General features: G+C 57.3%; 17 protein-coding genes. 8 read left to right on the plus strand and 9 right to left on the minus strand.

Annotated elements, in window-relative coordinates; all coding sequences use genetic code 11:
• Positions 1-96: 96 nt before the first annotated feature.
• From PT279_RS07315 to PT279_RS07325, 3 genes are all read right to left on the minus strand, one after another.
• A complete protein-coding gene (locus PT279_RS07315) occupies positions 97-741 on the minus strand; it encodes a methyltransferase (protein ID WP_277166759.1) in 645 nt (214 codons plus the stop codon).
• A gap of 201 nt (positions 742-942) precedes the next feature.
• Positions 943-1,971, minus strand: coding sequence for a 2Fe-2S iron-sulfur cluster-binding protein (locus PT279_RS07320; RefSeq protein WP_277166760.1), 1,029 nt, complete (start codon positions 1,969-1,971; stop codon positions 943-945).
• A 193-nt stretch (positions 1,972-2,164) separates the two neighbouring features.
• Positions 2,165-4,135, minus strand: coding sequence for an FAD-binding protein (locus PT279_RS07325; protein ID WP_277166761.1), 1,971 nt, complete (start codon positions 4,133-4,135; stop codon positions 2,165-2,167).
• Between the two features lie 94 nt (positions 4,136-4,229).
• Here PT279_RS07325 and PT279_RS07330 point away from each other — a divergent pair, with 94 nt between their 5' ends.
• Positions 4,230-4,571 (plus strand): MGMT family protein, encoded by a 342-nt coding sequence (locus PT279_RS07330; RefSeq protein ID WP_277166763.1) that lies wholly within the window; start codon positions 4,230-4,232, stop codon positions 4,569-4,571.
• 42 nt (positions 4,572-4,613) lie between these two features.
• Here PT279_RS07330 and PT279_RS07335 read toward each other — a convergent pair whose 3' ends face one another.
• The 4 genes from PT279_RS07335 to PT279_RS07350 form a co-directional block, all read right to left on the minus strand.
• Positions 4,614-6,404: a DNA-processing protein DprA gene (locus PT279_RS07335; RefSeq protein WP_277166764.1), complete on the minus strand. Its 1,791-nt coding sequence runs from the start codon at positions 6,402-6,404 to the stop codon at positions 4,614-4,616.
• Positions 6,401-7,936, minus strand: a complete 1,536-nt coding sequence (locus PT279_RS07340) for a YifB family Mg chelatase-like AAA ATPase (protein ID WP_277166766.1) — start codon at positions 7,934-7,936, stop codon at positions 6,401-6,403. The genes PT279_RS07335 and PT279_RS07340 overlap by 4 nt, the downstream gene beginning before the upstream one ends.
• Entirely contained in the window at positions 7,936-8,424 is a 489-nt protein-coding gene (locus PT279_RS07345; RefSeq protein WP_277166767.1) for a YraN family protein, read from the minus strand. Before PT279_RS07345 ends, PT279_RS07340 begins: the two co-directional genes overlap by 1 nt.
• 588 nt (positions 8,425-9,012) lie before the next feature.
• Positions 9,013-9,888: a pyridoxamine kinase gene (locus tag PT279_RS07350; RefSeq protein WP_277166768.1), complete on the minus strand. Its 876-nt coding sequence runs from the start codon at positions 9,886-9,888 to the stop codon at positions 9,013-9,015.
• Positions 9,889-10,329: 441 nt separating this feature from the next.
• Here PT279_RS07350 and PT279_RS07355 point away from each other — a divergent pair, with 441 nt between their 5' ends.
• From PT279_RS07355 to PT279_RS07365, 3 genes are all read left to right on the plus strand, one after another.
• The gene (locus tag PT279_RS07355) at positions 10,330-11,652 is read left to right on the plus strand and encodes an O-acetylhomoserine aminocarboxypropyltransferase/cysteine synthase family protein (RefSeq protein WP_277166770.1); all 1,323 of its coding nucleotides are present in this window, start codon (positions 10,330-10,332) and stop codon (positions 11,650-11,652) included.
• Between the two features lie 527 nt (positions 11,653-12,179).
• Complete coding sequence (locus tag PT279_RS07360; RefSeq protein ID WP_277167053.1) at positions 12,180-13,025, plus strand: ABC transporter ATP-binding protein; 846 nt, start codon at positions 12,180-12,182, stop codon at positions 13,023-13,025.
• 200 nt (positions 13,026-13,225) lie between these two features.
• Positions 13,226-15,880 carry an FtsX-like permease family protein gene (locus tag PT279_RS07365; protein WP_277166771.1) on the plus strand — a complete coding sequence of 885 codons (2,655 nt, stop codon included), beginning with the start codon at positions 13,226-13,228 and terminating at the stop codon, positions 15,878-15,880.
• A 345-nt stretch (positions 15,881-16,225) separates the two neighbouring features.
• On the opposite strand, the gene PT279_RS07370 is transcribed toward PT279_RS07365, so the two are convergent.
• Complete coding sequence (locus PT279_RS07370; protein ID WP_277166772.1) at positions 16,226-17,014, minus strand: response regulator transcription factor; 789 nt, start codon at positions 17,012-17,014, stop codon at positions 16,226-16,228.
• A gap of 146 nt (positions 17,015-17,160) precedes the next feature.
• On the minus strand, positions 17,161-19,968 hold the full coding sequence (locus tag PT279_RS07375) for a histidine kinase (RefSeq protein ID WP_277166773.1): 2,808 nt from the start codon (positions 19,966-19,968) through the stop codon (positions 17,161-17,163).
• A 298-nt stretch (positions 19,969-20,266) separates the two neighbouring features.
• Between PT279_RS07375 and PT279_RS07380 the strand changes: the two genes are divergently transcribed.
• From PT279_RS07380 to proC, 4 genes are all read left to right on the plus strand, one after another.
• Positions 20,267-21,622: an alpha/beta fold hydrolase gene (locus PT279_RS07380; protein ID WP_277166774.1), complete on the plus strand. Its 1,356-nt coding sequence runs from the start codon at positions 20,267-20,269 to the stop codon at positions 21,620-21,622.
• Positions 21,623-21,682: 60 nt separating this feature from the next.
• Positions 21,683-23,575, plus strand: a complete 1,893-nt coding sequence (locus PT279_RS07385; RefSeq protein WP_277166775.1) for a glycoside hydrolase family 2 TIM barrel-domain containing protein — start codon at positions 21,683-21,685, stop codon at positions 23,573-23,575.
• A complete protein-coding gene (locus PT279_RS07390) occupies positions 23,556-24,509 on the plus strand; it encodes a beta-galactosidase small subunit (protein WP_277166776.1) in 954 nt (317 codons plus the stop codon). The genes PT279_RS07385 and PT279_RS07390 overlap by 20 nt, the downstream gene beginning before the upstream one ends.
• Before the next feature lie 119 nt (positions 24,510-24,628).
• Entirely contained in the window at positions 24,629-25,432 is an 804-nt protein-coding gene (gene proC, locus PT279_RS07395) for a pyrroline-5-carboxylate reductase (RefSeq protein ID WP_277166778.1), read from the plus strand.
• Positions 25,433-25,613: the final 181 nt, after the last annotated feature.

Consider the following 25,613-nt stretch of genomic DNA (forward strand, 5'->3'; position numbering starts at 1 on the left):
TGCGTCCCATTATTATTCTTATTATTCCCGAGCGTTTGGAAATTTTCGGATGCGTTTCTTAAATCTTAAAGATGACGACGTTGAAAGGTTCAACAATCAGCGTTTGACGGCAATCAGCATGCCGGTGCCTGTCGGTGTCAACGCCTGTTCGAAACGTTCGTCGTCCTCAACGGTGGCGAGGAGCGCGCGCATGGCGTCTGGCTTGCCGTCAGCCGGGTAGGCGAGGCCTGACATATCAGTGAAGATGATGCGTCCGCCGACTTTCAAGAGGTTTGCCGCTTCAACGAAAGAAGGTGCATAGTTCGAGGCGACACCGGAGACGACGATGAGATCGTATGTCCCAGCGTTCAAACGCGGTAGAAAAACCGTGGGAGAGGTGTTGACGGCACGAAGTGTGGTGCGGTTTTCCACGGAGTCGGAAATATCGGCGAAAAGACTACGAATCATGGTGATGCCGCGGGCTGAGGAATCGACGGCGGTCAGCTGGCCGGCGCCACCCAGGCCTTCCACCAATTGCAGGGCTTCGACGATCGAGCCGGTGCCGACGCTGATGATGGAGGTCGCGTTGAGCGTGCGGGTGATGAAACGCAGCAGATTGGCCTGTGCCGCAGAACCTTGGGAAAGTTTCGCCTTTTCGGCGTCGGCCCGGGCCTTGCGCAATAAGTCACTTTCGAGGCTCAGCGCGTGGGTTTCGGCCATTTCCCAAACCTTGGCCATGTTCGTATATGTCGTCTTATTCATCTTCCACCCTGCAGTTCTGCTGTCTTTGGCGTATAGCAGCCATGATTACTGGTTTTCATGATACGGCTAGCAATCGCCAAAGCCTGACAGCGGTGTTTATTAAACGTTAAAATTTGACATTTTATATTATTGCATTAGGTGAATTTCGGCACGGGTATTTATGACTACAGGTCTTTCGCGACGATACGGTGGCGGACAAAACTAAGCTTGCCTGTTCTTGACACGTTCCGTGAGCTGCCACATCTCTTCTCCAACGTCGATACCACGGGGGCATTCGCGGCTGCACGCACGAACCGACTGGCAGGCCGTGATGCCGTCGGAAGTGGCGATGGCATCGAGTCGTTCGTCGGTCGCCGTGTCCCGGGAATCGTTAATGAAACGGGAAGCGGCGATCAGCGCTGCCGGGCCGATGAAGGCCTCGCCGCCGGCGTAGACCGGGCAGCTGCCTTCGCACACCCCGCAGGAGATGCAGTTGCTCAAGAGCTCGTAGCGCTTGAGTTCTTCGGGCTTTTGCAGGTATTCGAACATGTCGATCTTGCCGTCTTTGGTGGTGGCCAGTTTGCCGTCGGCCTTGAGATACGGTTCGAGTTTCTTGATCTGGTTCATCATCTGGTCGATGTCGACGATGAGGTCGCGCAATACGGGGAAACCGGGTAGTGGTGCGATTTCAATGACGGCGAGGCTTGATGGACTTGACTGATTAGTCAGCGAGCCGTTTGATTCTCCGGCGTTGTCGGAACCGTTGGAATTGCGGGAATTGGTGCTTGAAATGTTGTTGTTTACGGCGTTTTCTGCAGATTCGGTCAGGCGAAATCCTTTGTTGGCCATAGCGCTGGCGTCACCGTTTTGGCTTGATTCTGACTTCGCATAGTCTTCAATCTTGGCGGTGCATAGCAGTGTGGGCGTGCCGTTGATGGACACCGCGTCGGAACCGCAGATGCCATGGCCGCAGGAATAGCGGAACGCCAACGTCGGGTCGATGTTGCGTTTGATGTCGAGCAGGCAGTCGAGTACGGTCTGGCCGGGCTGGGCGATGATGGCGTAGTCCTGTGTGAAATGCTTGCCGCGGATACGACGGCGTGACGGCGACGAACCGAACGGGCTGCCGCCCCGGGCCTTGCCGCCAAACGGACTTGAGGAATGGCGACGGGCGCGGTCTGGTTCCGCTTTCGGGGTGAACCGATGGATCCGGATGGTCACATTCATACCATGCATTGCATCTTCACTCATTGCCACTGCCTTCGCTATGTTCTTTCGTCTGCAAGTCTGCCACAAACCGTGGCCCGTTTATCGTCTATTCGCTACGAGTCTGCTTATCCGAATTGTCGGAATCGGCTGATCTTGGCTGGATATTCAAGCCTTTACGTATCTGTTCCTGTTGGATTGTTTACTTGTTGCCGAACCACGGCTTGCCAAATCGGCTTTAATATGCGCGCGATTTCGGCGGCATGTCAACGATATGAACCGGCTGCCATCCGATGTTGCCGTTTGCGTCGGCCATCGAATGGGTCAGGAAATGCTTGTCATCGCGTTGCGGGAAATCAGTACGGGCGAAAGCACCGCGCGACTCGTGCCTTGCGGCCGAAGCATTGAGCATCGCTTGGGCGAGTTCGATGAGATTGTTGACTTCCCATATCGCCGTGAGCTCCTGATTGAAGGCGGTCGTCTCCGAATGGGTTCGCAGGGCTTTGGCGCGGGGAAGCAGTTCGTCGGTGATGGTCTGCTGTGCCTTGGCGATGCTGTCGGCGTCGCATCTCACGGCAACTGCATGCTCCATGGTGGTCCCGAGGTCGGCCAACAGCTGGTAGGGGTTGTCTTTGGCGGCATCCGTATTACTTTCGGTTGTGCTCTCAAGAGACGATGAATCGTCTTTACTGGCGGGTTGCTCGGAAGATGCCGCAGCGTTTCTGTCACTGTCGGAGGTTTCGGCCGTCACGTTATCATCTTTGGATGATGCCAATAAGGTTTTGATTGATTCTTTGCGTTTGTCCGCTGCCAGTTGCGTGGCGCTCTGATTTTGGGCATCAGATGATTGCTCGTCGGCATTGCCGGTATCGTTCTCTTCATTGGCCATCCGTTGCGCCATGGCTTCGCCGGCTCGTGTGCCAAACAAGCAAGCGTCGAGCAGGCTGTTGCCACCCAGACGGTTCGCACCGTGGACGCTGACGCAAGAACATTCGCCGGCCGCGTAAAGGCTATCAACGATATGGCGTTTGCCGTCTTGCCAATGATAGACCTGGCCCTCGGTGGTGATGGGGATGCCGCCCATCGTGTAATGGGCCGTCGGTTTGACGGCCACCCAATCTTTGCTCGGATCGAGTCCCGCATAATCGTGGATGGTTTCGACGACTTGGGGAAGTACTTCTTGCATGTGCGCCTTGTCGATTCCGGTCATATCCAGCCATACGCAATCCTTCGGGCCGTTCGGGTCTTTCGGATCAGCCACCCCGCGCCCTGCGTCGACTTCGGCCACGATGGACCGGCTGACCACATCGCGTGCCGCCAGGTCCTTGTGTTCCGGAGCATAGCGGGCCATGAACGCCTCCCCGTCGGCGTTACGCAGGATGCCGCCTTCGCCGCGAGATGCCTCGGAAAGCAGGATTCCGGTGTGCGCGAGCCCTGTGGGATGGAACTGCACGAATTCTGAATCCTCAAGCTGTAGGCCGGCCTTCAATGCCAACGCCATGCCGTCGCCGGTCAGATCCCAAGAGTTCGAGGTCGTATGGAACAGCCGTCCGGCGCCGCCTGTGGCCATCAGGACATTGCGTGCCGCAATGGCGTGCGTTTTGCCGGTGTGGGTGTCGAAGGCGACCACGCCGCAGGCCTTGTCTTTCGCATCATTCAAGACCAAGTCGGTGACGTACCATTCCTCCGCGAATTGCACTCCTGCGCCGATGCACTGCTGCCACAGTGCGTAAAGGATCTGATGGCCGATGCGGTCGGCCGCGTAGGCCGCTCGTCGCACAGGTGCCTTGCCGTAGTCCTTGGTATGCCCGCCGAACTTGCGCTGGGCGATATGTCCGTCTTCGGTGCGTGAGAAGGCCACGCCGCTGCGCTCGAGGTTGACCACGGTCTGCGGGGCGTATTGTGCCAGTATCTTGACCGCGTCCTGATCGGAGAGCCAATCGCCGCCTTTGACGGTGTCGTAATAATGCCAGCGCCAGTCGTCATGTTCGATGTTGCCCAGGCTCGCCGCGATACCGCCTTCGGCAGACCCGGTGTGCGATCGCAGCGCCTGCAGTTTCGAAATAACCAAAAGCTTCGGGTCATGGCCTTCCGCCTTCATTCCTTTGACTTCATCGCTTCGCAGGATTCCCAATGCCGCCGACAACCCCGCTGCTCCCGCGCCGATAATCACCGCATCATATATGTCTTCAACTTGCTCTGGACTCATACCCCCGATTATGGCACAAGGCCAGCAAGAGCATGTGCAGGAACGGGATCGGTTGGCTCTTCCCTTGTGGGTGGGGCACTCGTACCATGGGGGTATGGGAACATTCAATGCGCGTGTCTACGATGTCGTGAAGAAAATACCGGAGGGCAAAGTGGCCACGTACGGCCAGGTGGCGGCGCTCGCGGGCAACCCGCGTAACGCGAGGTTCGTTGGCTATGCGTTGCATGCCAATCCCGAACCGGGCGTGATTCCGTGCCATCGTGTCGTTTTCCGTGATGGCTCTCTGGCTCCAGGTTTCGCGTTTGGTGGTCCTGACCGTCAGCGTGCGTTGCTTGAGGATGAAGGCGTGTCATTTCTGCCTCCCGCGCCCAAGCATGAGAACGCCGGCGAAGAGGGGTGGATCGTCGATATGAAGCGTTGCCAATGGCAGTGCTGAGGCGGCTTTGTCGGTCGTTCGGTTCGATTTTCATATAGCTTCCTAGCGGTTCTTGCGATTCATCGCGTGGTCGCCGACAATCTGAACGGTGCCTGATTTCGTTCGAATGATGCCATAAAGCTCCATTTCGCCGAGCTCGCTTTCCAATTTGCCGATATTCCATGATTCGCCTCTTTGTTTTGCGGCGTCATTCGGATTCTGTGTTTCTGATTGACGCTTTCCGGAAGAACGCGGTGTGCTAAGCATCGAGAGGATGGCCTCATGGGTGGCCGCATTGCCCCGCCTTCGGCAGCGGCGAATCGCGGTCAGCACCTTCTGTTGCTTGGCGGTGGGTTTGCTCTTGGATGTTGATGGTTGCGGCAGCGGTTGCACGGACGCACGGCGTTGGGTTGCCGTATCTCCTTGGGAATGTTGCGAAGCCGCGGTGTTGCCAGGCAGGGGGACTTGTAAGGTGGTATCGGTTCGTTCGGCATTTGAATCATCAGGTTGCCGTTGCGGATGATCAAAGGATTCATCGTTTTCCTTTCTCGTGCTTATGGGCCGATGTGCAATCATCGGTTTCGTTTGGTTTTCTGCCGTTCCGCTATCTGGTTTCGATAATGCTTTATTGTCAATATGCATTACTTTTGGTGCATGTCTCTCATGGCAGATCTCGCTTATGGCGTTGACCGAAGTGAGGATGCTGGCGCGGTGGTCGCGGATAAGCCAGTTGCACCCTGTGTTCCCGGGTATGTTGATGTTGCCGGGGGCGGCGTAGACCTCTCGGCCCAGCTCCGCCGCCCAATTGGCCGTGTTGAGCGCGCCCGAGCGGCTTCTCGCTTGAGCTACGACGACGGTGGAGGCCAAAGCCGCGATGATGCGGTTGCGCAGAAGGAAGCGTCTCGCTTCGGGGATGGTATTCGGACACAGCTCGCTGATCAGGGCCCCGCCATTGGCCTTGATACGGTCGAATAAGGGCTGGTTGCGCTCGGGGCCGATGTGGTTGAGCCCGCCAGCGAACACCGCGACAGTCCGTCCGCTTTCGTTTTCTCCGATGCCGCTCATGGCATCCATCGCACCCCAATGTGCTGCGGCATCGATGCCGAACGCGCCTCCGGAAACCACGAGATGTCCTTGCTCGGCAGCTTTTTTCGCGATGGTTCTGGCCACGTATCGCCCATAGTCGTCGGCTCCGCGAGATCCTACTATGGCAAGCGGCTGTGGGCAGCTCGTCAAGGCCGTCGGGTTGCCGATGCCCCAGAGACACAATGGAGAGGCCCAGTCTTTTCTGATGGAAAGGTCGTCGATTTGGTTGGGCCAGTAGGGGCTGGACGGCCCGATGATCCATTGGGAGCCGTTCTCGGTGAACCATGTTTTGAGCTCGTCCATGTCATCTGACGGCAATTGGTGAAGTCTCTCCCGCCAACGTTGCAAGCCGTGATGAAACGAACCCATCCCGCGTGCGTTGACCTTTCGACCCCATTTGGCCGTGCCGAGGGCGAACATCTCGTCGAGCTTGTTGCGGTTGGAAGTGCCACCTTGCTCGTCGGCGATAAGTCGCAGGGCCGTCACGGCATTGCCTGCCCCCTTGATGGTGGCGAATAACAATGCGTCGGCGCTGTCGATACAAAAGGTCAGGATGGCCCGTGCCAAGGTATCCTCATCGATCAGTGGATTGACGGCTGCTTCTTCGCTTGAAGCGGCCGTGTTCGATGGTCCGTAGGGCGATGATGCGGCAGGCGGATTCATCGATGCCGTTGTCGTCGGCCCGTCGGATATCTGGGCAATGGCTCCCGTTGCCGTGATTTGGCCGGGCTCCGACGAATTCATGGTCTCGCTATGGTCGCTCATCATGACTCCTTCGTCCGCAGAGCGATGCCCTGCATCATTTCCTCGTGACCGGGTGCCGGCTTGCCGGCCAAGTCCGCAAGGGTCCACGCCAGACGCAGCGCGCGGTCGGCTCCGCGCAGGCTCAGTCGTTCGTTCTCAAGCGCGTTGTCGATAAGGGTGAGCGCAGCCTTCGAGGTGTTCGCGCGCAGCCATGTGCCTGAAGCCTGTGCGTTACAGGTCCAGTGATAGGCGGCGAACCGTTGCTGTGCGGCATGCCGTGCGTCGGTGACCTTATGCCTCATTTGCTCGCTGGTGGTCTGTGGCAGGGTGTTCTGTGTCATGAGATGTTCGACAGGCGGCACTTCCACTTGGATGTCGATGCGGTCGAGGATGGGCCCAGAAAGCCTTGAGAAATAGCGGATACGGTCCTTCTCCTTGCAGGTGCAGCGTGAACCGTCGCCGTAACCGTAGCCGCAGGGGCAGGGATTCGCGGCCATGATGAGCTGGAAATTGGCAGGGTAGTAGGTCGTGCCTTTGGAGCGGGAAAGTGCCACATATCCTGATTCCAGCGGCTCGCGCAGGGTTTGCAGTGAACGGGGAGAGAATTCGGGTGCCTCGTCCATGAACAGGACCCCATGATGGGCTCGAGTGATGGCTCCGGGAGTGGCTATGCCCGATCCGCCACCGACCAGCGACGCAGTGGAAGCAGTGTGGTGAGGGGCCTCAAATGGCGGAATGTCACTGATACCATAATTTTGCAGGGTACCGCATAAGGAACGTATCGACGCGACCTCGAGCTGTTCCTGCTCGTTGAGCGGGCACATGATGCCGGGCATGCGTGAGGCGAGCATGGTCTTGCCGGATCCGGGTGGCCCGGTCATCAGCAAATGATGGCCACCGGCTGCAGCCACTTGAAGTGCCCATTTCGTTCGTTCCTGGCCAATAACTTCGGCCATGTCGCCGACCGGTGGAGCGAGGCTGGCTTCGTCCTCGTTGCTTGTTTGCTTGCAAGGGATATGGGTTTCGTCGATATGGTATTTCGCCTCTCCGCCCATCAGTTCGATAAGCTCACCCAAATGACGGATACCGATGACGCTGAGCCCTTCCACCAACTGAGCTTCCTCGACGTTGCGCTCCGGGACGATGATCTGGTCGATGCCGTGTTCGTGGGCATACAGTGCGATTGGCAGCACACCGGTGACCGGCAGCACCGAACCGTCAAGATTGAGTTCACCGAGCGCGATGGTGTCGGCTAGGCAATCATGGGGAATAACCCCGGCTGCGCTCAGTACAGAGATGGCGATGGCCGTGTCGTGCGAGGATCCTCGTTTGGGCAGGGATGCGGGAGAGAGGTTGACCGTCACGCGTGTCTCAGGCCAGCTGAACCCGCTGGCCTGACAGGCGGATTTCACCCGTTCGCGCGCTTCGCTCAGCGAAGCGTCCGGCAGGCCGATGATGGAGAAATAGGGCAGTCCCGGCGAGATGAAGGCCTGCATCTGGATGGCGTTGGCCTTGAGCCCCACCAATCCCACCGACATCGCCGTTCCGATGGCCATCAGAACGCCCCCGGTATGTGCTGGACCCTCGGCCTGTTGCCTTCCGACAAAATCGACATGGCATCGAAGCGTATCCCGGTCCGTCGTATCGATTTGCCGGGGCCTGCCAGCCACAGTGCGGCGGCATGGTGGAGGTTGGCCTGTTTGTGAGTGGTGATGGCCTCCTGAGGGGTGCCGTAACGTTGTGTCCTTCGTGTTTTCACTTCGACGAACACGACGATATGTTCAGGGGTCATCATGATGATGTCGAGCTCGCCGAAACGTGTGCTCCAGTTTCTGGCTAGGATGTACCAGCCGAGCTGGGCCAGCCAGGCCGCCGCATACTGTTCGCCGATGGCCCCGAGTTGTCTGGCCGAAAGATCCGGCATGGCCAGTTGCTCTTCAAGTTGTGCCAAGAGACCTTCCGAAGCCACGTCGCTCAGGTCGATGCTGCCGCCGAAGGATGCGGCGAACCTATATTTTTGTACTGCCGAAATATTTGTATCCATGTATTTGAGTGTTGCATGGTTTGCGCTTTTTCCGTGTAAAAAACGGGTGCTGTGGTCGGATGATAGGCCTTTTCGATTTTCTCGGCGTTTCTCTGGATAACTCGGCGTAATTGTAATGCAAATGTGTCTAACGTTGTGGATAGATTCAGCGGCAAGTGTGCAAGTCGTGGTCCAAGTGGTGGAAAAGTCTGTTGGCAATCATCCTCCTTGTGGAGAACCCTGTGCAGGAAATCAAAGGCGTGCACGAATCCATCCACATCTTGGAATCATTGGTCGCTGATAATCACGGGTCACCGTTGAAAGCCGTCATAAAAACAGGTGCCTCGTTTGAGACCTGATAGTGAAATCGTCTTGGTGATTTGACGAAATAACAGAAATGGAGAAGTCAAGGAATGCGATATCCGTTTTCGGATATTCTGCCGCCGAATGAAAACGACATAAAAAAATCGCCCCTATATCCCGTTGGAGTAATAAAAGACTTCCGGGATAAAGGGACGATATCGATTTCAAACCGGGCAAGCCGCGAATTTCGAAATCAAAGCCGAAATATGCAGCGGACTAGCCGGCGATTAATGCCGAAATCGAAGTTCAGCCGACGAGCCCGGTCAGCTCGCCAAGGTTGAGCTCGAAGCTCACGCCGCGCTCTTCGAAATCGGGCTGGTTACAAGTGGATTCCATGGCGTGGCGCACGAATTCGCCGGCCACCTGGGCCGATTCGCCGAGTGTCTTGCCGGCCATCACCGCGCCGCACAGCGCTGAAGCGAAGGCGTCGCCGGTGCCGTGGATCATGTAGGGAAGCTTGTCGTGAGCCAGCTCGACGCGCGCAGAAGCCCCGGCGCTCGCGCTGCCCACGAAGTTACGCAGCTTGCCGTCGCCGCGGTCGATGCCCTTCAATACGACGTTTTTCGCGCCCATATCAAGCAGCGCTCCGACCCAATCGGTCGCCTCGTCATCGCTCAGGTTCTGCCCTGGGTAGTCGCGTCCGGTCAGGATACTGGCCTCGGTGAGGTTCGGCATCAGCACGTCCGCGCCGTCCACAAGCGTCTTGACCGCGTCGCACATTTCCTTGGAATAGGTCGGGTACATCTGTCCGCCGTCGCCCATCACCGGGTCGACCAGCCGCAACGCCTTGGGATATTCGCGGTACATGCGCTTGATGATGTCCACCTGCTCGGCCGAACCGAGGAAGCCGGAATAGATGCCGTCAAGCTGAACGCCGACCTTCTGCCACGCGTCGAGATAGCCGGAAAGCATATCCGTGGTGTCGTGGAAGGTATAGACCGGGAACTTGGTGTGTGCGGAAAACAGGGCCGTCGGTACCGGGCACACGTCGCAACCGCACGCCGAAAGAATCGGGATCGCAGCGGTCAACGAGCATTTGCCGTAGCCGCACATATCGTGCACTGCCGCAACGCGGGGGATATATTTGGGGTCGCGCTCATAGAGCGTCGTATCTTCTTGCATTTCATGACCTTTCAGAAAGTCTATGAATAATATCGGCGTCCGTCGCCGGGCGGGAATGCTCGGTGCGTCGCTGGTATCGACTGTAGTGCTTGTAGCGATGGACACGCCCCGTTTCGTCCGTAAGATAGGTGATGGATGGAAATTTGCCGGGAATGGCCATCGATTTTGCGCAGAACGGGTTACTTGGCGTCAAGATAGGGAGAATACTGAGAATTTGATGCCATCTGAGGTGGGAACGGGGTAAAGCGCTGCATATTGTCAACGATGGTGATTGATCGATTTTTGACTAATGTGTTGTGCAAAGAATGCCGGAATTCCAAGGGTTTTCAAGCCGTTATAGATTACCGGGATAGCGTCGCGCTTGCCGCATGGGGTTCGCTGGTTTACGCTCGAAACGGAAAATACCACACTGGGCATTCGTATATATAAAAGGAGCCGGACATGACTGACGAAACCACACCGAAAAAGTATCATTTCGAGACGCTGCAGTTGCACGTGGGCCAGGAGGAGGCCGATTCCGCCACCGACGCGCGTGCCGTACCGATTTACGCCACTACCAGCTATGTCTTCCATGATTTTGACCATGCCGAGGCGCGTTTCGCCTTGCAGGATCCGGGCAACATCTACGGTCGCCTCACCAATTCCACCGAGGACGTTTTCGAAAAGCGCATGGCCGCGCTTGAAGGCGGCACTGCAGCACTCGCGTTGGCCAGTGGTGCGGCGGCGGTCGAAGCCGCATTGCGCAACATCACGCAGACCGGCGACCATATCGTTTCCTCCTCGCACATCTACGGCGGCACCTTCAATCTGATGCGCCACACCCTGCCACGCGACGGCATCACCACCACGTTCGTCGATCCGGCCGATCCGCAGAATTTCGAGGACGCGATTCAGGAGAACACGAAGCTCGTCTACTTCGAGACCTTCGGCAACCCGAACGCCGACCTGCCCGATTTCGAGGCCATTTCCAAGATTGCGCACAAGCACAATCTGCCGGTCTTCGTCGACAACACCTTCGCCACCCCGTACCTTTTCCGTCCGCTGGAGAACGGCGCGGACATCGTCGTGGAATCGGCCACCAAGTTCATCGGCGGCCACGGCACGACGCTTGGCGGCGTCATCGTCGAAGGCGGCCACTTCAACTGGGCTGCGGTGCCGGGCAAGTTCCCGACCCTGACCGAGCCGGACCCGTCCTATCACGGCATGAACTTCTACGAAGCGCTCGGCGAGACGGCCTTCGTCACCCGTGCCCGCGCCATCTTCCTGCGCGACACTGGTGCCTGCATCAGCCCGTTCGCGGCGTGGTTGCTCCTGCAGGGCACCGAAACGCTGTCGCTGCGCGTCGAGCGCCACGTCCAGAATGCGCTCAAAGTGGTCGAATACCTGCAGACCGTGCCCGAGGTCGAGTCCGTCTCGCATCCCTCGATTCCCGGCCGCCCCGACCACGAGCGCTACGAAAAGTACTTCCCGAACGGCGCCGGCTCGATCTTCACCTTCGACATCAAGGGCGGCAAGGACGCGGCGCGTGTGTTCATCAACAACCTGCACCTCTTCAGCCTGCTTGCCAACGTCGCGGATGTGAAGAGCCTCGTCGTGCACCCGGCCTCCACCACCCACGCCCAGGAGACGCGTGAGGAGCTGGAAAGCCAGGGCATTCATCAGGGCACCATCCGCCTGTCGATCGGCACCGAATACATCGGCGACATACTCGACGATCTGAAGGGCGGCTTCGAGGCCCTTCGTGCTTCTGGCCTCGCCAAGTAATTCGCCAACTACATATATAAACGCTAAAAGGCAGATATCGGATTATTCCGGTGTCTGCCTTTTGTTATGTTCTCATCCTTTCGGATGATGGTTATAAAATTTGATAATGACAAATAAATAGCGGAAATTCATTCCTGCGCACGATGGGGGAGACGGGCGGATTCTTTTAGAATTTGAGGTAACAATAGGCAGTGACCTCAAACAAAGGAGTCCACATGAACCCCAACAGCATCTACGGCAATAACGCCGGCAACGAGTTCCTGAACATCATCAATCCGTACTTGGGCGGCAGCACAAACCAAGATAACCCTGCAGCCGCAACGAATACCGACGTTCCAGCGCCGTCTTTCATTCCGCCGCAAACACAGCAGCGTCTGCAAGAGACAGAGGCTCAGCCCCAGCAGTATCCGCCGGCGTACCAGCAGCCTTCACAGCCAGTGCAGCAGCAACAGTCGCAATTCCAACAGGCACAGCCGCAGTCGCCGTTGTTCCCGCCGACTCAGGCCCAAGCTCAGCCTCAGCAGCCAATGCAGCAAAGCCCAGTCCAGCCCCAATCTCAGCCGCAGCAGCGTAAGGAGTTCGCTGTCGAGGCCATCGATCTGGTCAAGGACTACGGCACAGGCGAGAACGTCGTGCACGCGCTGCGCAATGTCAACGTCGGCTTCGAAAAGGGCAAGTTCACCGCCATCATGGGCCCCTCCGGATCCGGCAAATCCACGATGATGCACACGCTCGCCGGCCTCGATTCCGTAACCAGTGGCAAGGTCATCCTCGGCGGTCAGGACATCACCAAGATGAACGATAACCAGCTCACTATGCTGCGCCGCAACGAAATCGGCTTCATCTTCCAAAGCTTCAACCTTCTGCCGATGTTCACCGCCGAGCAGAACATTCTCATGCCGTTGACGTTGGCTGGTGGAAAGGTCGACAAAAAATGGTTCAACACGCTGGTCGAAACCCTCGGCCTCACCCAGCGCCTGAAGCACCGTCCGAACGAGCTTTCCGGCGGCCAGCAGCAGCGCGTCGCCATCGCCCGCGCTTTGATTAGCAAACCGCAGGTGGTTTTCGCCGACGAGCCAACAGGCAACCTCGATTCCGTCTCCAGTGCGGAAGTCCTGAGCTTCCTCAAACGTTCCGTTCGCGAGTTCGGCCAGACCGTGGTCATGGTCACCCACGACGCGGTAGCCGCCTCCTATGCCGACCGTGCCATCGTCTTCGCCGACGGCCGTATCGTAGCCGACGAGCAGCACCCCACCGCCGAGCACATGAGTGATCTTCTGATGGAGGAAAGCGAACGCGCCGCCCGACAGAGCACGGCACCCACGATGGATCAGCTGATGAACGGCAAGCCCAGGCACGCGCAAGTCGTGTAGTGAATCGATGAAATCGTAGCAGTTTCGTTTGTGTTTGATAGCTGGATTCGTGTTGACACAATGATGAAAATCGCCAAAAAGCAGCAATCGTAGCTACAACGAATCCAGCGGGTAGTCAAAAGCCGCAATCGAAACATAGCGAACGACCTCCATCAATTACTCGAAACGAACTTGCAGACGAAAAGCAAAAGGAACCAACAATGTTCTCCGTAACACTCAAACTTATGAAAAAGAGCGGGAAGATGCTCATTCCCGCCGGCATCGCCATCCTCATTGGCACCGCGTTCATCGCCGCGACCTTCCTCTTCGGCAACTCGATGGATGACTCGCTGCGCACGCAGTTGACCTCGCGATTCATGCAGGCCGATTATGTCGTGGCACCGAAAGGCTCGAACGGTGGCGACAGCAGCGCCTACAGCGATGATGTGCCAATGGTCGTCAGCACCTTCAAGGCCGACGAGATTGAAAAGGTCGATGGTGTCACCGCCACGCAGCCCGTGGTCTATGGCGACGGCCATGTCAAGAAGAGCGATAACTCCTCGACCACCATGTACGGCCTGGGCTCCACCAGCAACAAGCTCCAGCCGGTCGAGGTGGTCAAGGGGCATAGCCCGCTCAAGGCCGACGAGGCTGCCGTTCCGGAGAAGATGGCCGACAAGATGCACCTGAAAATCGGCGATACGTTCAAGCTCACCCTTTCCCAGGGCGGTTCCGGCAATGTCCCTACCGCCGACGCGACGTTGGTGGGCCTGACCCGCGACCAAAATGGCAGTTATACCGTATACGGTGGCGTCACCTTGGTCTCGCCGCAAGTGCTGACGAAACTTTATGGTGCGGATTCCTTCAGCGACGTTCCTTCCAACGGTCTGCTTATCAACGTTGACCCGGCCAAAGCCGGAACGGCCGTGCCTAAAGTCAAACAGATTCTCGGCAAGAAGATGAGCGTCGACACCCGTCAGCATATCGGCGACGAGCAGATGAAGTCCCTGAGCGCCAACGGCAGTTCGCCGGTGAAGATTTTCCTTATGGTCTTTGGCATTCTTGCTATGTTCGTCGCGGCCTTGGTCATCGCCAATACGTTCCAGGTCATGATCGCCCAGCGGCGACGCACACTCGCCCTGCTGCGCACTATCGGTGCCAAGAAGGGCCAGCTCTACCGCTCGGTGCTCTTCGAAGCCGGTGTACTGGGTCTCATCGCTTCCGTCCTTGGCATTCTCGTGGCCATGGCCCTGATAGGCGGATTGAGCAAGCTCGGTTTTGTTATGGGAAACATGGGTTCCACCATGAAACTCATCGTCACCTGGCCGGTTATCGTGGTGCCGCTGGCTTTCGGCATCATCATGACGGTGCTGGCCTCCATCGGCTCCGCGCGTTCCGCCACGGCCGTCACCCCACTTGAGGCGCTGCGTCCGATCGAGGTCACCGATACCCGCAAGGCCGGTAGAGTGCGAGGTGTGCTCGGCGCCTTGATGATCGTGTTCGGCGTGGTCTGCTGTGCACTCGGCGCGAGCCGTATGCCTTCCATCATCAATACCCCATCGCCGGGCGACGGCAGTGACACTACTTACGAATTTGCGTTGTTCTCCGCTATGGGAGGTTGTGCCCTGCTCTTCATTGGTCTGGCCATCACCGCCACGTTCTGGCTGCCTGTGCTGATGTGCGGTATCGGCGCGCTGGTCGCCCATATCGGCCCGTCCGCCAATATCGCCAACGCGAATATCCAGAAGAACCCGCGTCGCGTCGCTGCCACCGGCGTCGCCCTGCTGATCGGTGTCACCTTGGTCTCCACCATTGCCACCGGCGCGGCCTGCGGCAAGCAGACCATGGACTCCACGCTCGACTCGCATTACAGTGTCGACATGACCGCCGAAGGCAATGGTCTGACCAAGCATACAGCCGACAAGGTTGCCAAAGTCAAAGGCGTATCGGATACCCTTTACCTGCCCACCGCCACGGCGAACGTGAAACTTGGAAACGGACAGGGTGATAACAATATGAGCGTGTTGCTTGTCGGCATCAACAACAAGCAGGCCTTGCAAAAGGTGATGCACACTGATATTTCCTCTGGTTCCATCGCCCCAGGCACCGTGCTTGCACCGCTTTACAACGGTCAGACCGGCAAGAAGCTGAATCTTGCGAACAAAACTGTCGAATTCACCAATGTCGGCAAGGACGGTTCCAAGAACCATATCAATCTGCCTGAAACGAAGGTCACGCAGGTCGATTACCGAAAGCTTGCCAGCATGTATTCCATGGTTGTTTTCGTTGACCAGTCGACACTTACCGAAAGCAACGTCAAAACCGAAGGACACATACTGCTGACCAAGTTCGACATGAACGCTGCGAGCGTCACCGACACGTTCGACGCTGTGCAGAGCGCCCTGGGCTCCACCGACGGCATCAACGTTTCCGGTCCGATTGCCGACCGCGTCACATGGGACACGGATATCGACCAGATCATGACCTTGCTTGTCGCCCTGCTCGCTGTCGCGGTGTTGATCGCACTGATTGGCGTGGCCAACACGCTGAGCCTGTCCGTGATCGAACGCACCCGCGAATCGGCCACCCTACGCGCCATCGGCATGACGCGCGGCCAGCTTAAGCGTTCCCTGGCCTGTGAGGCACTGCTTATCTCGCTGGTCTCCGGCGTGGTCGGCGTCGTCCTCGGCACCGCGTTCGGCTGGCTCGGCTCTTACATGGTCTTCAGTCTTTACGGCAAGACGGCCTACCTCTTCGACTGGAAGTTCGACGGCGCAGTGCTCCTGATCGCCGCGCTCGCTGCTCTGATTTCGAGCATCTTCCCGGCCCGTCGCGCGGTCAAGACCCCGCCTGTCGCAGCCCTCGCCGAGGCGTAGACGTCTGGCAGGTGCGGCAGGCATCCGCCCCGTAACAGTCGCGGTCCGTCCGATACTGGTATTCCGGTCTCGGACGGACCGCTTTTTCGTGGGAAAAGCTTGTGAACAATAGTGTGAAGATGATGACGGAAGCACGGAATGGCAATCGTCGATAGATTGTGTGTAAGTGCTGTGCTCTTGCAGGGCGGAACCGAATTCCGCATCTAAAGAGTGTTCCGTGCTGTGATTTCGTTCTGTGCGTATGAAAAGAATGGCGGAATTCTGGGATTTCTGGATCAGGAGCTTTTTATTTCAGTAGCAAGGAAACCGGATTTTTGGAATAGGGCCTTCCATGCTACGGGGCAGTCACACCAGTTTGTTGTCGTAGGCGAAGACGACGGCCTGAACGCGGTCGCGCGAATAAGTTTTCTGCAAGATATGAGCGACGTGAGTCTTGACGGTGGGCAGGCTGATGCACAGCTTGTCGGCGATCTCCTGATTGGACAGACCATGCGCGATCTCGACCAACACCTCGCGTTCGCGGTCGGTCAGTGTATCGACCGCTGGGTCGTGATAAGTCTGTGAGGTGTCGTTGACGTTTTGTTGAGAAGGTTGAGCAACAGGGTTGTTGCTATTGATATCTCCGGTATTTTTTGTATTTTTAGAGTCTTTGGCTGCAGCACGCGTTGCCCCCAGCTCGCCATCGATCATCTTCTCGATGAGACGTTTGGTGGCGCTTGGCGCGATGATGGCGTTGCCCTGATACACCGTGCGGATTGAAGAGAGCAGTGTCTCCGGTTCGGTGTCCTTCAGCAGGAACCCGGAGGCTCCGGCGTCGATGGCACTCATCACGTATTCGTCGAGATCGAACGTGGTCAGAATGATGACGTGTGTTTTCGGCGAGTCATTTCCCGCTTCGCGTTCCGCGTCGATGATGAGTTTCGTCGCTTCGATGCCGTCGGTGCCGGGCATGCGCACGTCCATCAGCGCCACATCCGGCTTCAGGTCAAGGCTCAGCGCCACTGCTTCGGCTCCATCAGAGGCCTGGCCGACCACTTCCATGTCATCCTGCGAATCGATGACCATGGCGAAACCCGCCCTCACCAGCTCCTGATCGTCGGCGATAAGGACTCTGATAGGCTGCGTTTCACTCATGCTTCAAGGTTAGCAAGACACGGCGGCAAAGCCTGAAGCTATATGATCAATAATGCTATGAAATATCACCGCAGATGACTTCTGATTCCGATGATTTTGTTTGATTACGAATAATGGTCGATAGTGATAAATAGGGGAAGTCTTGCCTAGTCCTCTTTGCTTTTCATCCCTGTGACAGGATGCAGCAAAGGTTGAGACGCAGTCGGGCTGTCGTCGCTGCCACCAGTTTCGCGCAGTACGCGTAGCAGTTCCCGCATATGGGCCAGTGCTTCGCGTCCTTGTTCGCCGATGGCGTGGAATGCCGCGGTGATGGCCTGCGGAGAAGTAGTTATGTCTGCTGCAGCATCAGCATCGAGCATGGCGAGGCCCGCGTCCGCCTTGTCGATGACTCCGGACAGTGTCTCACTGACCTCGCCACGAATCTGGGCGCCGATTCGTTCGCGTTCATTGTTGGCTGCCAGAACCTGTTTTTTGGCCGATTCCTCTTCCATTGCCTCGTGTCGGGCCTCAAGCACCATCGCGTTCGTCCCGCTTGCTCGCACCCACAGCGCGGCGCCGATAGCTACCGCGCACACGGACAATGCGAGGAATATGAGCCCGATGATTTGGTATGGGTAACTGCCTCGTGTTCCGTAAACCTCAGAGTATTGCTGCCGGTTCAGCACCCAATCCACCAACGTTGGGTAGCCGACGAACGACCCGCTGAAACGCAGACCGAACAGCACGGAATCCACAATCGCGGCGACACTTGCCCATCGGCGCGAATGGTTTTTGCCGTAAAGACACACCGAATACAGCGAGACCGGAGCGTATAGCACAGCCGAAGGAATCTCTTCCAGGAAGCACAGCGAGAACGTCGCCGCAATGACCATGACGGCCGCCGCGGTTTGCGGGAAACGGCGGCGAAATGCCAAGGTTGCAAACACGACCAAGCTTACGGTGATATCCGCAATATTCAGCGAAAGTGTGGAGGCGTGAGCCGAGGTGCCAAGGATCATGTCGTGGCTGCCCTCATAGTATTGAAACGTCAGTACGCTCCACGAGAAGATGATGGCCATCAGCGCAAACGCAATGATGGTGTCAGCCAGGACATAATGTCTCGCGAAGAATTCCGATAGGCGTTCCGCCCAGTTAAGGCGAGCCGTGGCCTGTTGGGTCGCCGGTTTCGCAGTGGAGCTGTTTGCCTGTGCGGGGAGATTGCGGCGGCAGAAACGGTGATGGGCCTTGATACTGTTTGGCAGTTGTTCGTTTGCCTTGATGTCCTGAACCTCATATGGTTTTGCATTACGTGTGATAGGTGTCGTATTATTCGGTTCATCGTTGGCGAGGCCGTAATTCAGTAGTTTACTGTAAATCGAGCTATTAACGGCCTCGGTGGAAATGCGACCGGCGGATTTTCTTTCTGTTGAATCGCTGTTAGCGGATTCGTGGTTGATTTGTGCCGATCCTGCTGTCTGAGACAAAGGCTCGGCCTGGGGCTGCGATATCGCTTGGGATAATGGTTTTGCCGGCGACGGGGATACTGTTTGAGATGAAGAATCTGTCTGCAACGTTGGTGCCGCTTGAGACAATGACCTTGTTTGCGATGGTTGCGTTGTGTCGGTTGATGATGCCGCTTTGGACGGCGATGCCGTTTCGGATGATGCCTGTGAGGTTCCGGCAAACGGCAAGTCCACGTCGACTTCGAAACCGCCACCGACGCGGGACCCGGCCTGAATACTCCCGCCCACGGCTTCGATACGTTCGCGCATGCCGGTGATCCCGTAGCCGGGGCGGTGTCCGTCAAGTGAGGCGGCGGCCCCATTGCCGTTGTCGCGCACGGTCAAATGCAGGCCGTTGTCGCTCCAAGTCTCCTCAACTTCAACGGTTACGCCTTTACCCGCGTATTTGCGGGCGTTGGTCAGTGTCTCCTGCACCGCGTGGTAGAGAGCGGATTGGGCTTTGTCGCTCAGTCGTTCCGGTTGTGGTCTGTCGTTGCCGCCAATGGTGTGTGTTACGTTTCCGTTGGCGGCGCGGGCGGTTGCATCGGCCTGTGCGACAAGACCTGCGATATCGTCATATCCGGCATGTGAGGTCCCGCCGAATGTGCTCAGCAGTCCATCCATGTCATGCTGTGCGCGCTGTGATTCATGTCTGATGGTCTCCATGATTTCCCGTGCTTTTGTGGGGTCTTTCGCGCCTGCGTACCGCCCTCCGTCCGACTGGACGATGATGGTGGAAAGGGTGTGGGCCACCACGTCGTGCATGTCGCGGGCGATGCGCGCGCGTTCGGCGGTGCGCGCGATGTCGAGGTCCTCCTGTTCGCGGGTGGCCAGCGCCTCGTTGCGTTCGCGCAGCAAGGACGCGGTGGCGAGCCTTATGCGTGAACGGTAGCCCATGAAGCAGGAGGTGATGAGCACGGTGACGATGCAGACGAGCAGGAAAAGCACGGTGCCGATGAAGTTTACGCCGCACGAGGGGGTGAAGCCTGAAGTGTAGACGGTGTGGCAGGAATAATAGGTCCAACTTGCCGAATCGCCTGCATGCCCGGGGTTGTACAGTGGACCGACCTCTGATCCCCATGTGATGATCGGTGCCGCGGCGATGCCGATGATAAAGGCCAAGGTGATAAACACCTTGCTGCGTGCGGGATTGCCGTAAACGATAACCGAGTAGAGCATCACCGCGGCGAGCAGATCGCCGAATACGTAGCTTGGTCCGGCAAGAAGCTGCGCAACGGCAAGGCTGGCAAAAACGAGCGCTGCACCCTGCGGATGCGTACGACGGAAGAGAAGCGGAACGATTAGTGCGCACGACCACAGGATCTGCCAGCCCCCGCTGTAGCCGATCCACAGCCCGCCTTCATCGGTGGTCGTACTGATACAGGCGAAGAACAGCGCCACCAGCGCCAGCAGCGCATCCCCGACTACCGGGTTGCGTGCCAGCCACTTGCCGAACCGTCGTATCTTGCTCATGGTTCCAAGACTATCGCAGGACAATCGTCTTCGGTATCGTACTCGGGAATGACGTTTGGCTTTAAGCCTGAGAAATTTCGGGATGAACGTATTTCGAGGGTTTGAAACCGATGGACGCAATTTCTCTTTTTGGTTTTATATTGAAAAGCTATTTCAATCAAGGAGAACTATGTATAATGACAGCAAAGTGTATTTCATATATGATATTTATTAGTCGAATAATGGATGTTTGTATGAAATGCGAAACATGGTCGTTATACAGTACACCCGAAAGGTTGCCGAAGTTCAAGGGAGAGATATGACTTTACTGGCAAAATATTATGTACCTGGACTTGCTGTGGAAGACCATTCCATCAAAGTGCCGCTCGACTGGCGTGGCAGTGAGCCCGGCGAAGGGTTCACCGGCGAGTCGCTGAGTCTGTTTTATCGCGTGGTCACCGCTCCGGAGCATGTCCATGACGATCTGCCGCTGCTGATTTTCCTGCAGGGTGGCCCTGGGGGTGCCGGTCCACGTCCCTTGAACCCTTCGAACGACGGATGGATTGCCGAGGCCATCAAGCATTTCCGTGTCATCCTTCCTGACCAGCGAGGCACGGGGCGTTCCTCATGCGTCGATTCGAACGCAATGCAACGTATCGATGGTGCGAGCGCCCAGGCGGAATATCTCAAATGCTTCCTGGCGGGCTCCATCGTCCGCGATTTCGAGCACCTTCGCCTCACGGAGTTCGGGGGCAGGAAATGGGTGACGTTGGGGCAAAGCTACGGAGGGTTCCTCACGCTTGCCTATCTTTCTTCGTATTCCGAAGGGGCGATCGCGAGTTTTACCATGGGTGGTATCCCTCACATTCCGGCCAACGCCCGTGAGGTCTATGAGCATACATTCCCGAGGATGGTCGGTAAAACGCATATGTATTATAGCCGCTATCCGCAGGATATCGAGCGTGTGGCGGCCGTGGCCGACCACATCATCGCGGCTAAAAGGAACTCTCCGGTCACCTTGCCCAACGGGGATCCGTTGACCGTCGAACGCCTGCAGACCCTGGGCAGTGATTTCGGCATGCAACCGAGCCCCGAACGTCTGCACTGGCTGATGGATATCGCCTTCGCCAAAGGCAACGGCTCCGAAAACTGGAAGGCGCCGCTTTCCGACCAGTTCCTTTTCTCGGTGATGGAGGCGACATCATCCACGCCGCTGTACTGGCCGTTGCAGGAGTTCATCTATGCGGACGGCGAGCTCGACAAACCCATCGGTTGGGCGGCCCAGCAGGTACGCGACGAGCATCCCGAATTCGACGTTCATCATCGTCCGCTGCTTTTCACCGGCGAGGCGATGTTCCCGTGGATGTTCGATCAGGAGAAGGCCTTGCGTCCGTTCAAGCCGGCCGTCGAAGAGATGATGGGCGACACCCGGTTCGGCAAGATCTACGACACCGTCCAGCTCAAGCGCAACGAGGTCCCGCTAGAGGCCGCGGTCTATTTCGACGACATGTACGTCGACTCTGGCATGCAGCTCGACACGCTTTCCCGCGTGGGCAATTCGCACGCCTGGGTCACCAACGAGTACCAGCATGACGGCATTCACCACGGCGGAACGGTTTTCGACCATCTTTATCGCGAGGCCCTCGACCGAGGCGACTTGCAGAGTTTGTTCTAGGCCCGTCGTTCCGTGTGCTGTGGCACCATGAAACAGCTCTATCCTACAGAAAAGAAATATATGAAACCGTCGTTGACATGGCTTGACGATCCGCAGACGTTCAGAATCAATGAATTACCCGCGCATTCCGATCACTGCTGTTACGCCAATATTCAGGAGGCGAATGAAAGCCGGTCGAGCCTTGTCCGTGTTCTTGACGGCCAATGGCGGTTCTCGTACGTGGACAATCCCGCGCTTATCCCGGATGGGTTCTATCTGCCGGATGCCTCGAGCGAGGGGTTCGGGCTTATCGAGGTTCCCGGGCATATTGAACTTTCCGGTTATGCGCAAGTCGAATACACCAACACCGCCTATCCGTGGGAGGGTTCCGTTTTCAGGCGTCCTGCGTACACGACCCCGCCGGAAGATCCGCAGGCAGGCAGTTTTTCGCAGGCGAAAGACAACCCGGTAGGTCTCTATCGTAATACGTTCATCCTTGACGGAAGCTGGGCCGAGCGTCCGCTACATATCCGTTTCGAAGGTGTGGAACGTGCGTTCTATCTGTGGTGCAACGGTGAATTCGTAGGGTATGCCGAGGATTCGTTCACGCCCAGCACTTTCGATCTGAGCCCATACGTGCATCCGGGGAAGAATCTCATTGCCGTGGCGGTGTTCCGGCATTGCACTGCCAGTTGGATCGAGGATCAGGATTTCTTCCGCTTCTTCGGTATTTTCCGTTCCGTCAGCCTGCTGTCGCTTCCGGAAACGCATATCGAAGATCTGGATGTCAAACCGACGTTGCAGGGCGATGACCATACTGGCGTCCTCAATGTTTCCGCCCGTCTTTCGCCGGTTCAAGCCGGTTCGAAAGCGACGATGGAACTGGCCGATCGTGACGGGAACGTCCTCGTCCAAAACACGGTTGAGGCGCGGCAACAAACCGCTTGGCCGGCCTATACCTTGAAAGAACCGCATCTGTGGTCACACACCGATCCCTATCTTTATGCCCTTACCATTACGGTAACCTCTGAAAAGGGCGAGGTCCTTGAAGTCGTGCCGCAGGCCGTGGGATTCCGACGCATCGAAATCGGTGCGGACAAAGTGGTACGGCTCAACGGCGAACGCTTGCGGGTCCTCGGAGTCAACCGTCACGAATGGAGCGCCACGAGAGGGCGGGCGATCACCCAGGCCGATATGGACGCCGACATGGCCTCCATCAAGGCGAACCATATCAATGCTGTGCGGACCTGCCATTACCCCGACCGGCTTGAATGGTACCGTATGTGTGACGAGGCCGGGATTTACGTGATGGCGGAGACCAACATGGAGTCGCACGGCACATGGCAAAAGCTCGGTGGCGACGACGGGTCCTACAACGTGCCGGGCAGCTTTCCGCAATGGCATGAGATGGTGGTCGACCGGGCCAAGACCCAGTATGAGACGCTCAAGAACCATCCCTCGATCCTTTTCTGGTCGATTGGCAACGAATCCTACGCCGGTGAGAACATCGTGGCGATGAACGAGTATTACAAGAAGGCTGACCCCACTCGGCCGGTTCATTATGAAGGGGTCGTTCACAATCGAGACTACGAGGATCGCGTTTCGGACTTCGAAAGCAGGATGTACGCCCCTCCGGCCGATATCGCAAAGTATCTCGAAAACAACCCGAAAAAGCCGTTCGTCCTGTGTGAATACATGCACAGCATGGGCAATTCCGTCGGCGGCCTTGTCGATTACATGGACCTGTTCGACCGTTACCCGCAATATGTCGGCGGTTTCATCTGGGATTTCAAGGACCAGGCATTGCAGGCCACCGATACCGTCACCGGAAGTAAGGTGATGCGTTACGGCGGCGATTTCGACGACCGGCCCACCGAACGTCAGTTCTCCGGCGACGGGCTGCTCTTCGCCGACGGAACCGAGAAACCAGCGATGCAGGAAGTGAACGAGGAGTATGGCAGATATGAGCGATAGCATACGCATCATCATCGATGAAGAGATGATCGGCCTGCATGCCTGTGGCTGCGATTATCTCTTCGATTACCGAACGGGCCTGGTCTCCCTGAAAATCGCAGGCAAGGAATGGCTCTATAATGCCCCGCAACCGGCGTTCTGGAGGGCGACGACCGACAACGACCGTGGCAATGGCTTCTCTCGACGTTCGGCTCAATGGGCCGGAGCCGATCTCTTCAGCGCCGCCGGGATTCCGACGCTTGTTGTGGACGGCAAGCCGGTCGCCATTCCCTATACGCCTGCGGATGGAAGCACCGGAGGCCAGCTTTATGCATCCGAAGCTTCGCTGGGCTATACATTCACCACACCGACTGTTCCGGCCACCAAGGTGGATGTCTGCTATACGCTCGACCCTGCAGGTTGTCTGACAGTAAGTGTTCATTATCATGGCAAGCCGAGACTGCCGGAACTTCCGACTTTCGGATTGCGCATGGTCATGCCGACTCTGGCCACTGGTTTCACGTACTTCGGTCTGCCGGGCGAGACCTATCCCGACCGGCTTGGATCGGGCGAAAAGCGGATTGTCGAAGTCGAAGGCATGCCCGTCACCCCCTATCTGGTTCCTCAGGAATGCGGCATGCACATGGATACTGACTGGGTGCGCATCACTCGCGACTCGACGCTCAACAACGCCGACGCCGCCCTCGCTCCGTTCAGTCTGACGTTTGCCTGCAAAGACAGGCCATTCGCATTCAGTTGCCTGCCGTATACGCCGCTGGAACTGGAGAATGCCACCCATCAGGAGGAGCTTCCGCCGGCAAGACGGACGGTTCTGACGATATACGGTGCCGTGCGCGGCATCGGCGGCATCGACAGCTGGGGTGCGCCGGTTGGCGAAAAGCATTCGATAAGCGGCAAGAAGGACATCGACTTTTCCTTCGTTATACGACCGTAATCCTTTACGGATGCAGGTCTGCGGGTTCCGCTTGCTTTCCATGATTTGCTGCGGGTAGCGGAGAGACCATTCATGCCCTTCGACGTATAATATCGACATCACCATCGAAAGGCTTGGATATGAAAGACTTGAACGACGTAACAGTCGGGTTCATCGGTTTCGGCAACATGGCGCAAGGTATTGCCAAAGGTCTGGTCAATGGGGGAGTCGTCGCCGGCTCGCAGATCGTGGCCAACTCCGGACATTTCGACAAGGCGCAAACTGCCGCTGCGACCATCGGCGCCAAGGCTGTGCACAGCGCGGCGGAAACCGTTGCAGCCGCTGATGTGGTCGTTGTCGCCGTCAAACCCAACCAGATCGAAACGGCGCTCGCCGATGTGCTGGATGAGTTGAAGGCGGATGACAAGTTCGTCGTCTCCATCGCAGCCGGCCGCAACCTCGACTATTTTGAGGAACAGCTCGGCGACGGTGCGCATGTGCAATGCGTCATCCCCAACACTCCCATCGAGGTCGGTCAGGGCATTCTTGTCACTGAAAACGCGAACACGTTGACCGATTCCCAACGCGAAACGTTCGAGGCGCTCTTCTCTCAGATTGCGTTGATTGAGCGAGTCGACACCCCGCTGATGGACATCGGTTCGTCTGTGGCCGGCTGTGCGCCTGCGTTCACCGCGATGTATATCGAAGCGCTCGCGGACGCCGGCGTGAAGTACGGCCTCAAACGCGAGACCGCCTACCGTCTCGCCGCGAAAATGACCGAAGGCGTTGGTGCGCTATACATGGCCACCGGCACCAATCCTGGCGCGATGAAGGATGCGGTCTGCTCGCCAGGCGGCACCACCATCAAAGGCGTCACCGAGCTGGAAAAGCAAGGTTTCCGCGGTGCGGTCATTTCCGGGGTCGACGCCATCCAGAACGGCTGAATAAGCCGGGACTGTTCTTGCCGATTTCTTTAAGATTGCGACATTGTCGGTTTGAGTCATGTTTTATTGCATGATTGGTATTAATTGTGCAATAAATCTCATGGAATATCCCTATGTCTCTGTTTGTAGCGTTAAAATGAAATAAATCGGCAAGCGACGGCGACCGGCAAAAGCGCGACAG

The organism is Bifidobacterium sp. ESL0784, from assembly GCF_029433295.1.
Taxonomy (GTDB): Bacteria; Actinomycetota; Actinomycetes; order Actinomycetales; family Bifidobacteriaceae; genus Bifidobacterium.

Excerpts from the sequence above, each read along its gene's own strand:
- PT279_RS07365 (WP_277166771.1), top strand. The coding sequence starts at position 13,226 with ATGTTCTCCGTAACACTCAAACTTATGAAAAAGAGCGGGAAGATGCTC.
- PT279_RS07345 (WP_277166767.1), bottom strand. The coding sequence starts at position 8,424 with ATGGATACAAATATTTCGGCAGTACAAAAATATAGGTTCGCCGCATCC.
- PT279_RS07370 (WP_277166772.1), bottom strand. The coding sequence starts at position 17,014 with ATGAGTGAAACGCAGCCTATCAGAGTCCTTATCGCCGACGATCAGGAG.
- PT279_RS07390 (WP_277166776.1), top strand. The coding sequence starts at position 23,556 with ATGGCAGATATGAGCGATAGCATACGCATCATCATCGATGAAGAGATG.
- PT279_RS07350 (WP_277166768.1), bottom strand. The coding sequence starts at position 9,888 with ATGCAAGAAGATACGACGCTCTATGAGCGCGACCCCAAATATATCCCC.
- PT279_RS07325 (WP_277166761.1), bottom strand. The coding sequence starts at position 4,135 with ATGAGTCCAGAGCAAGTTGAAGACATATATGATGCGGTGATTATCGGC.
- PT279_RS07330 (WP_277166763.1), top strand. The coding sequence starts at position 4,230 with ATGGGAACATTCAATGCGCGTGTCTACGATGTCGTGAAGAAAATACCG.
- PT279_RS07320 (WP_277166760.1), bottom strand. The coding sequence starts at position 1,971 with ATGAGTGAAGATGCAATGCATGGTATGAATGTGACCATCCGGATCCAT.
- PT279_RS07340 (WP_277166766.1), bottom strand. The coding sequence starts at position 7,936 with ATGGCCATCGGAACGGCGATGTCGGTGGGATTGGTGGGGCTCAAGGCC.
- PT279_RS07375 (WP_277166773.1), bottom strand. The coding sequence starts at position 19,968 with ATGAGCAAGATACGACGGTTCGGCAAGTGGCTGGCACGCAACCCGGTA.
- PT279_RS07315 (WP_277166759.1), bottom strand. The coding sequence starts at position 741 with ATGAATAAGACGACATATACGAACATGGCCAAGGTTTGGGAAATGGCC.
- PT279_RS07385 (WP_277166775.1), top strand. The coding sequence starts at position 21,683 with ATGAAACCGTCGTTGACATGGCTTGACGATCCGCAGACGTTCAGAATC.
- PT279_RS07360 (WP_277167053.1), top strand. The coding sequence starts at position 12,180 with ATGCAGCAAAGCCCAGTCCAGCCCCAATCTCAGCCGCAGCAGCGTAAG.
- PT279_RS07335 (WP_277166764.1), bottom strand. The coding sequence starts at position 6,404 with ATGATGAGCGACCATAGCGAGACCATGAATTCGTCGGAGCCCGGCCAA.
- PT279_RS07355 (WP_277166770.1), top strand. The coding sequence starts at position 10,330 with ATGACTGACGAAACCACACCGAAAAAGTATCATTTCGAGACGCTGCAG.
- proC (WP_277166778.1), top strand. The coding sequence starts at position 24,629 with ATGAAAGACTTGAACGACGTAACAGTCGGGTTCATCGGTTTCGGCAAC.
- PT279_RS07380 (WP_277166774.1), top strand. The coding sequence starts at position 20,267 with ATGACTTTACTGGCAAAATATTATGTACCTGGACTTGCTGTGGAAGAC.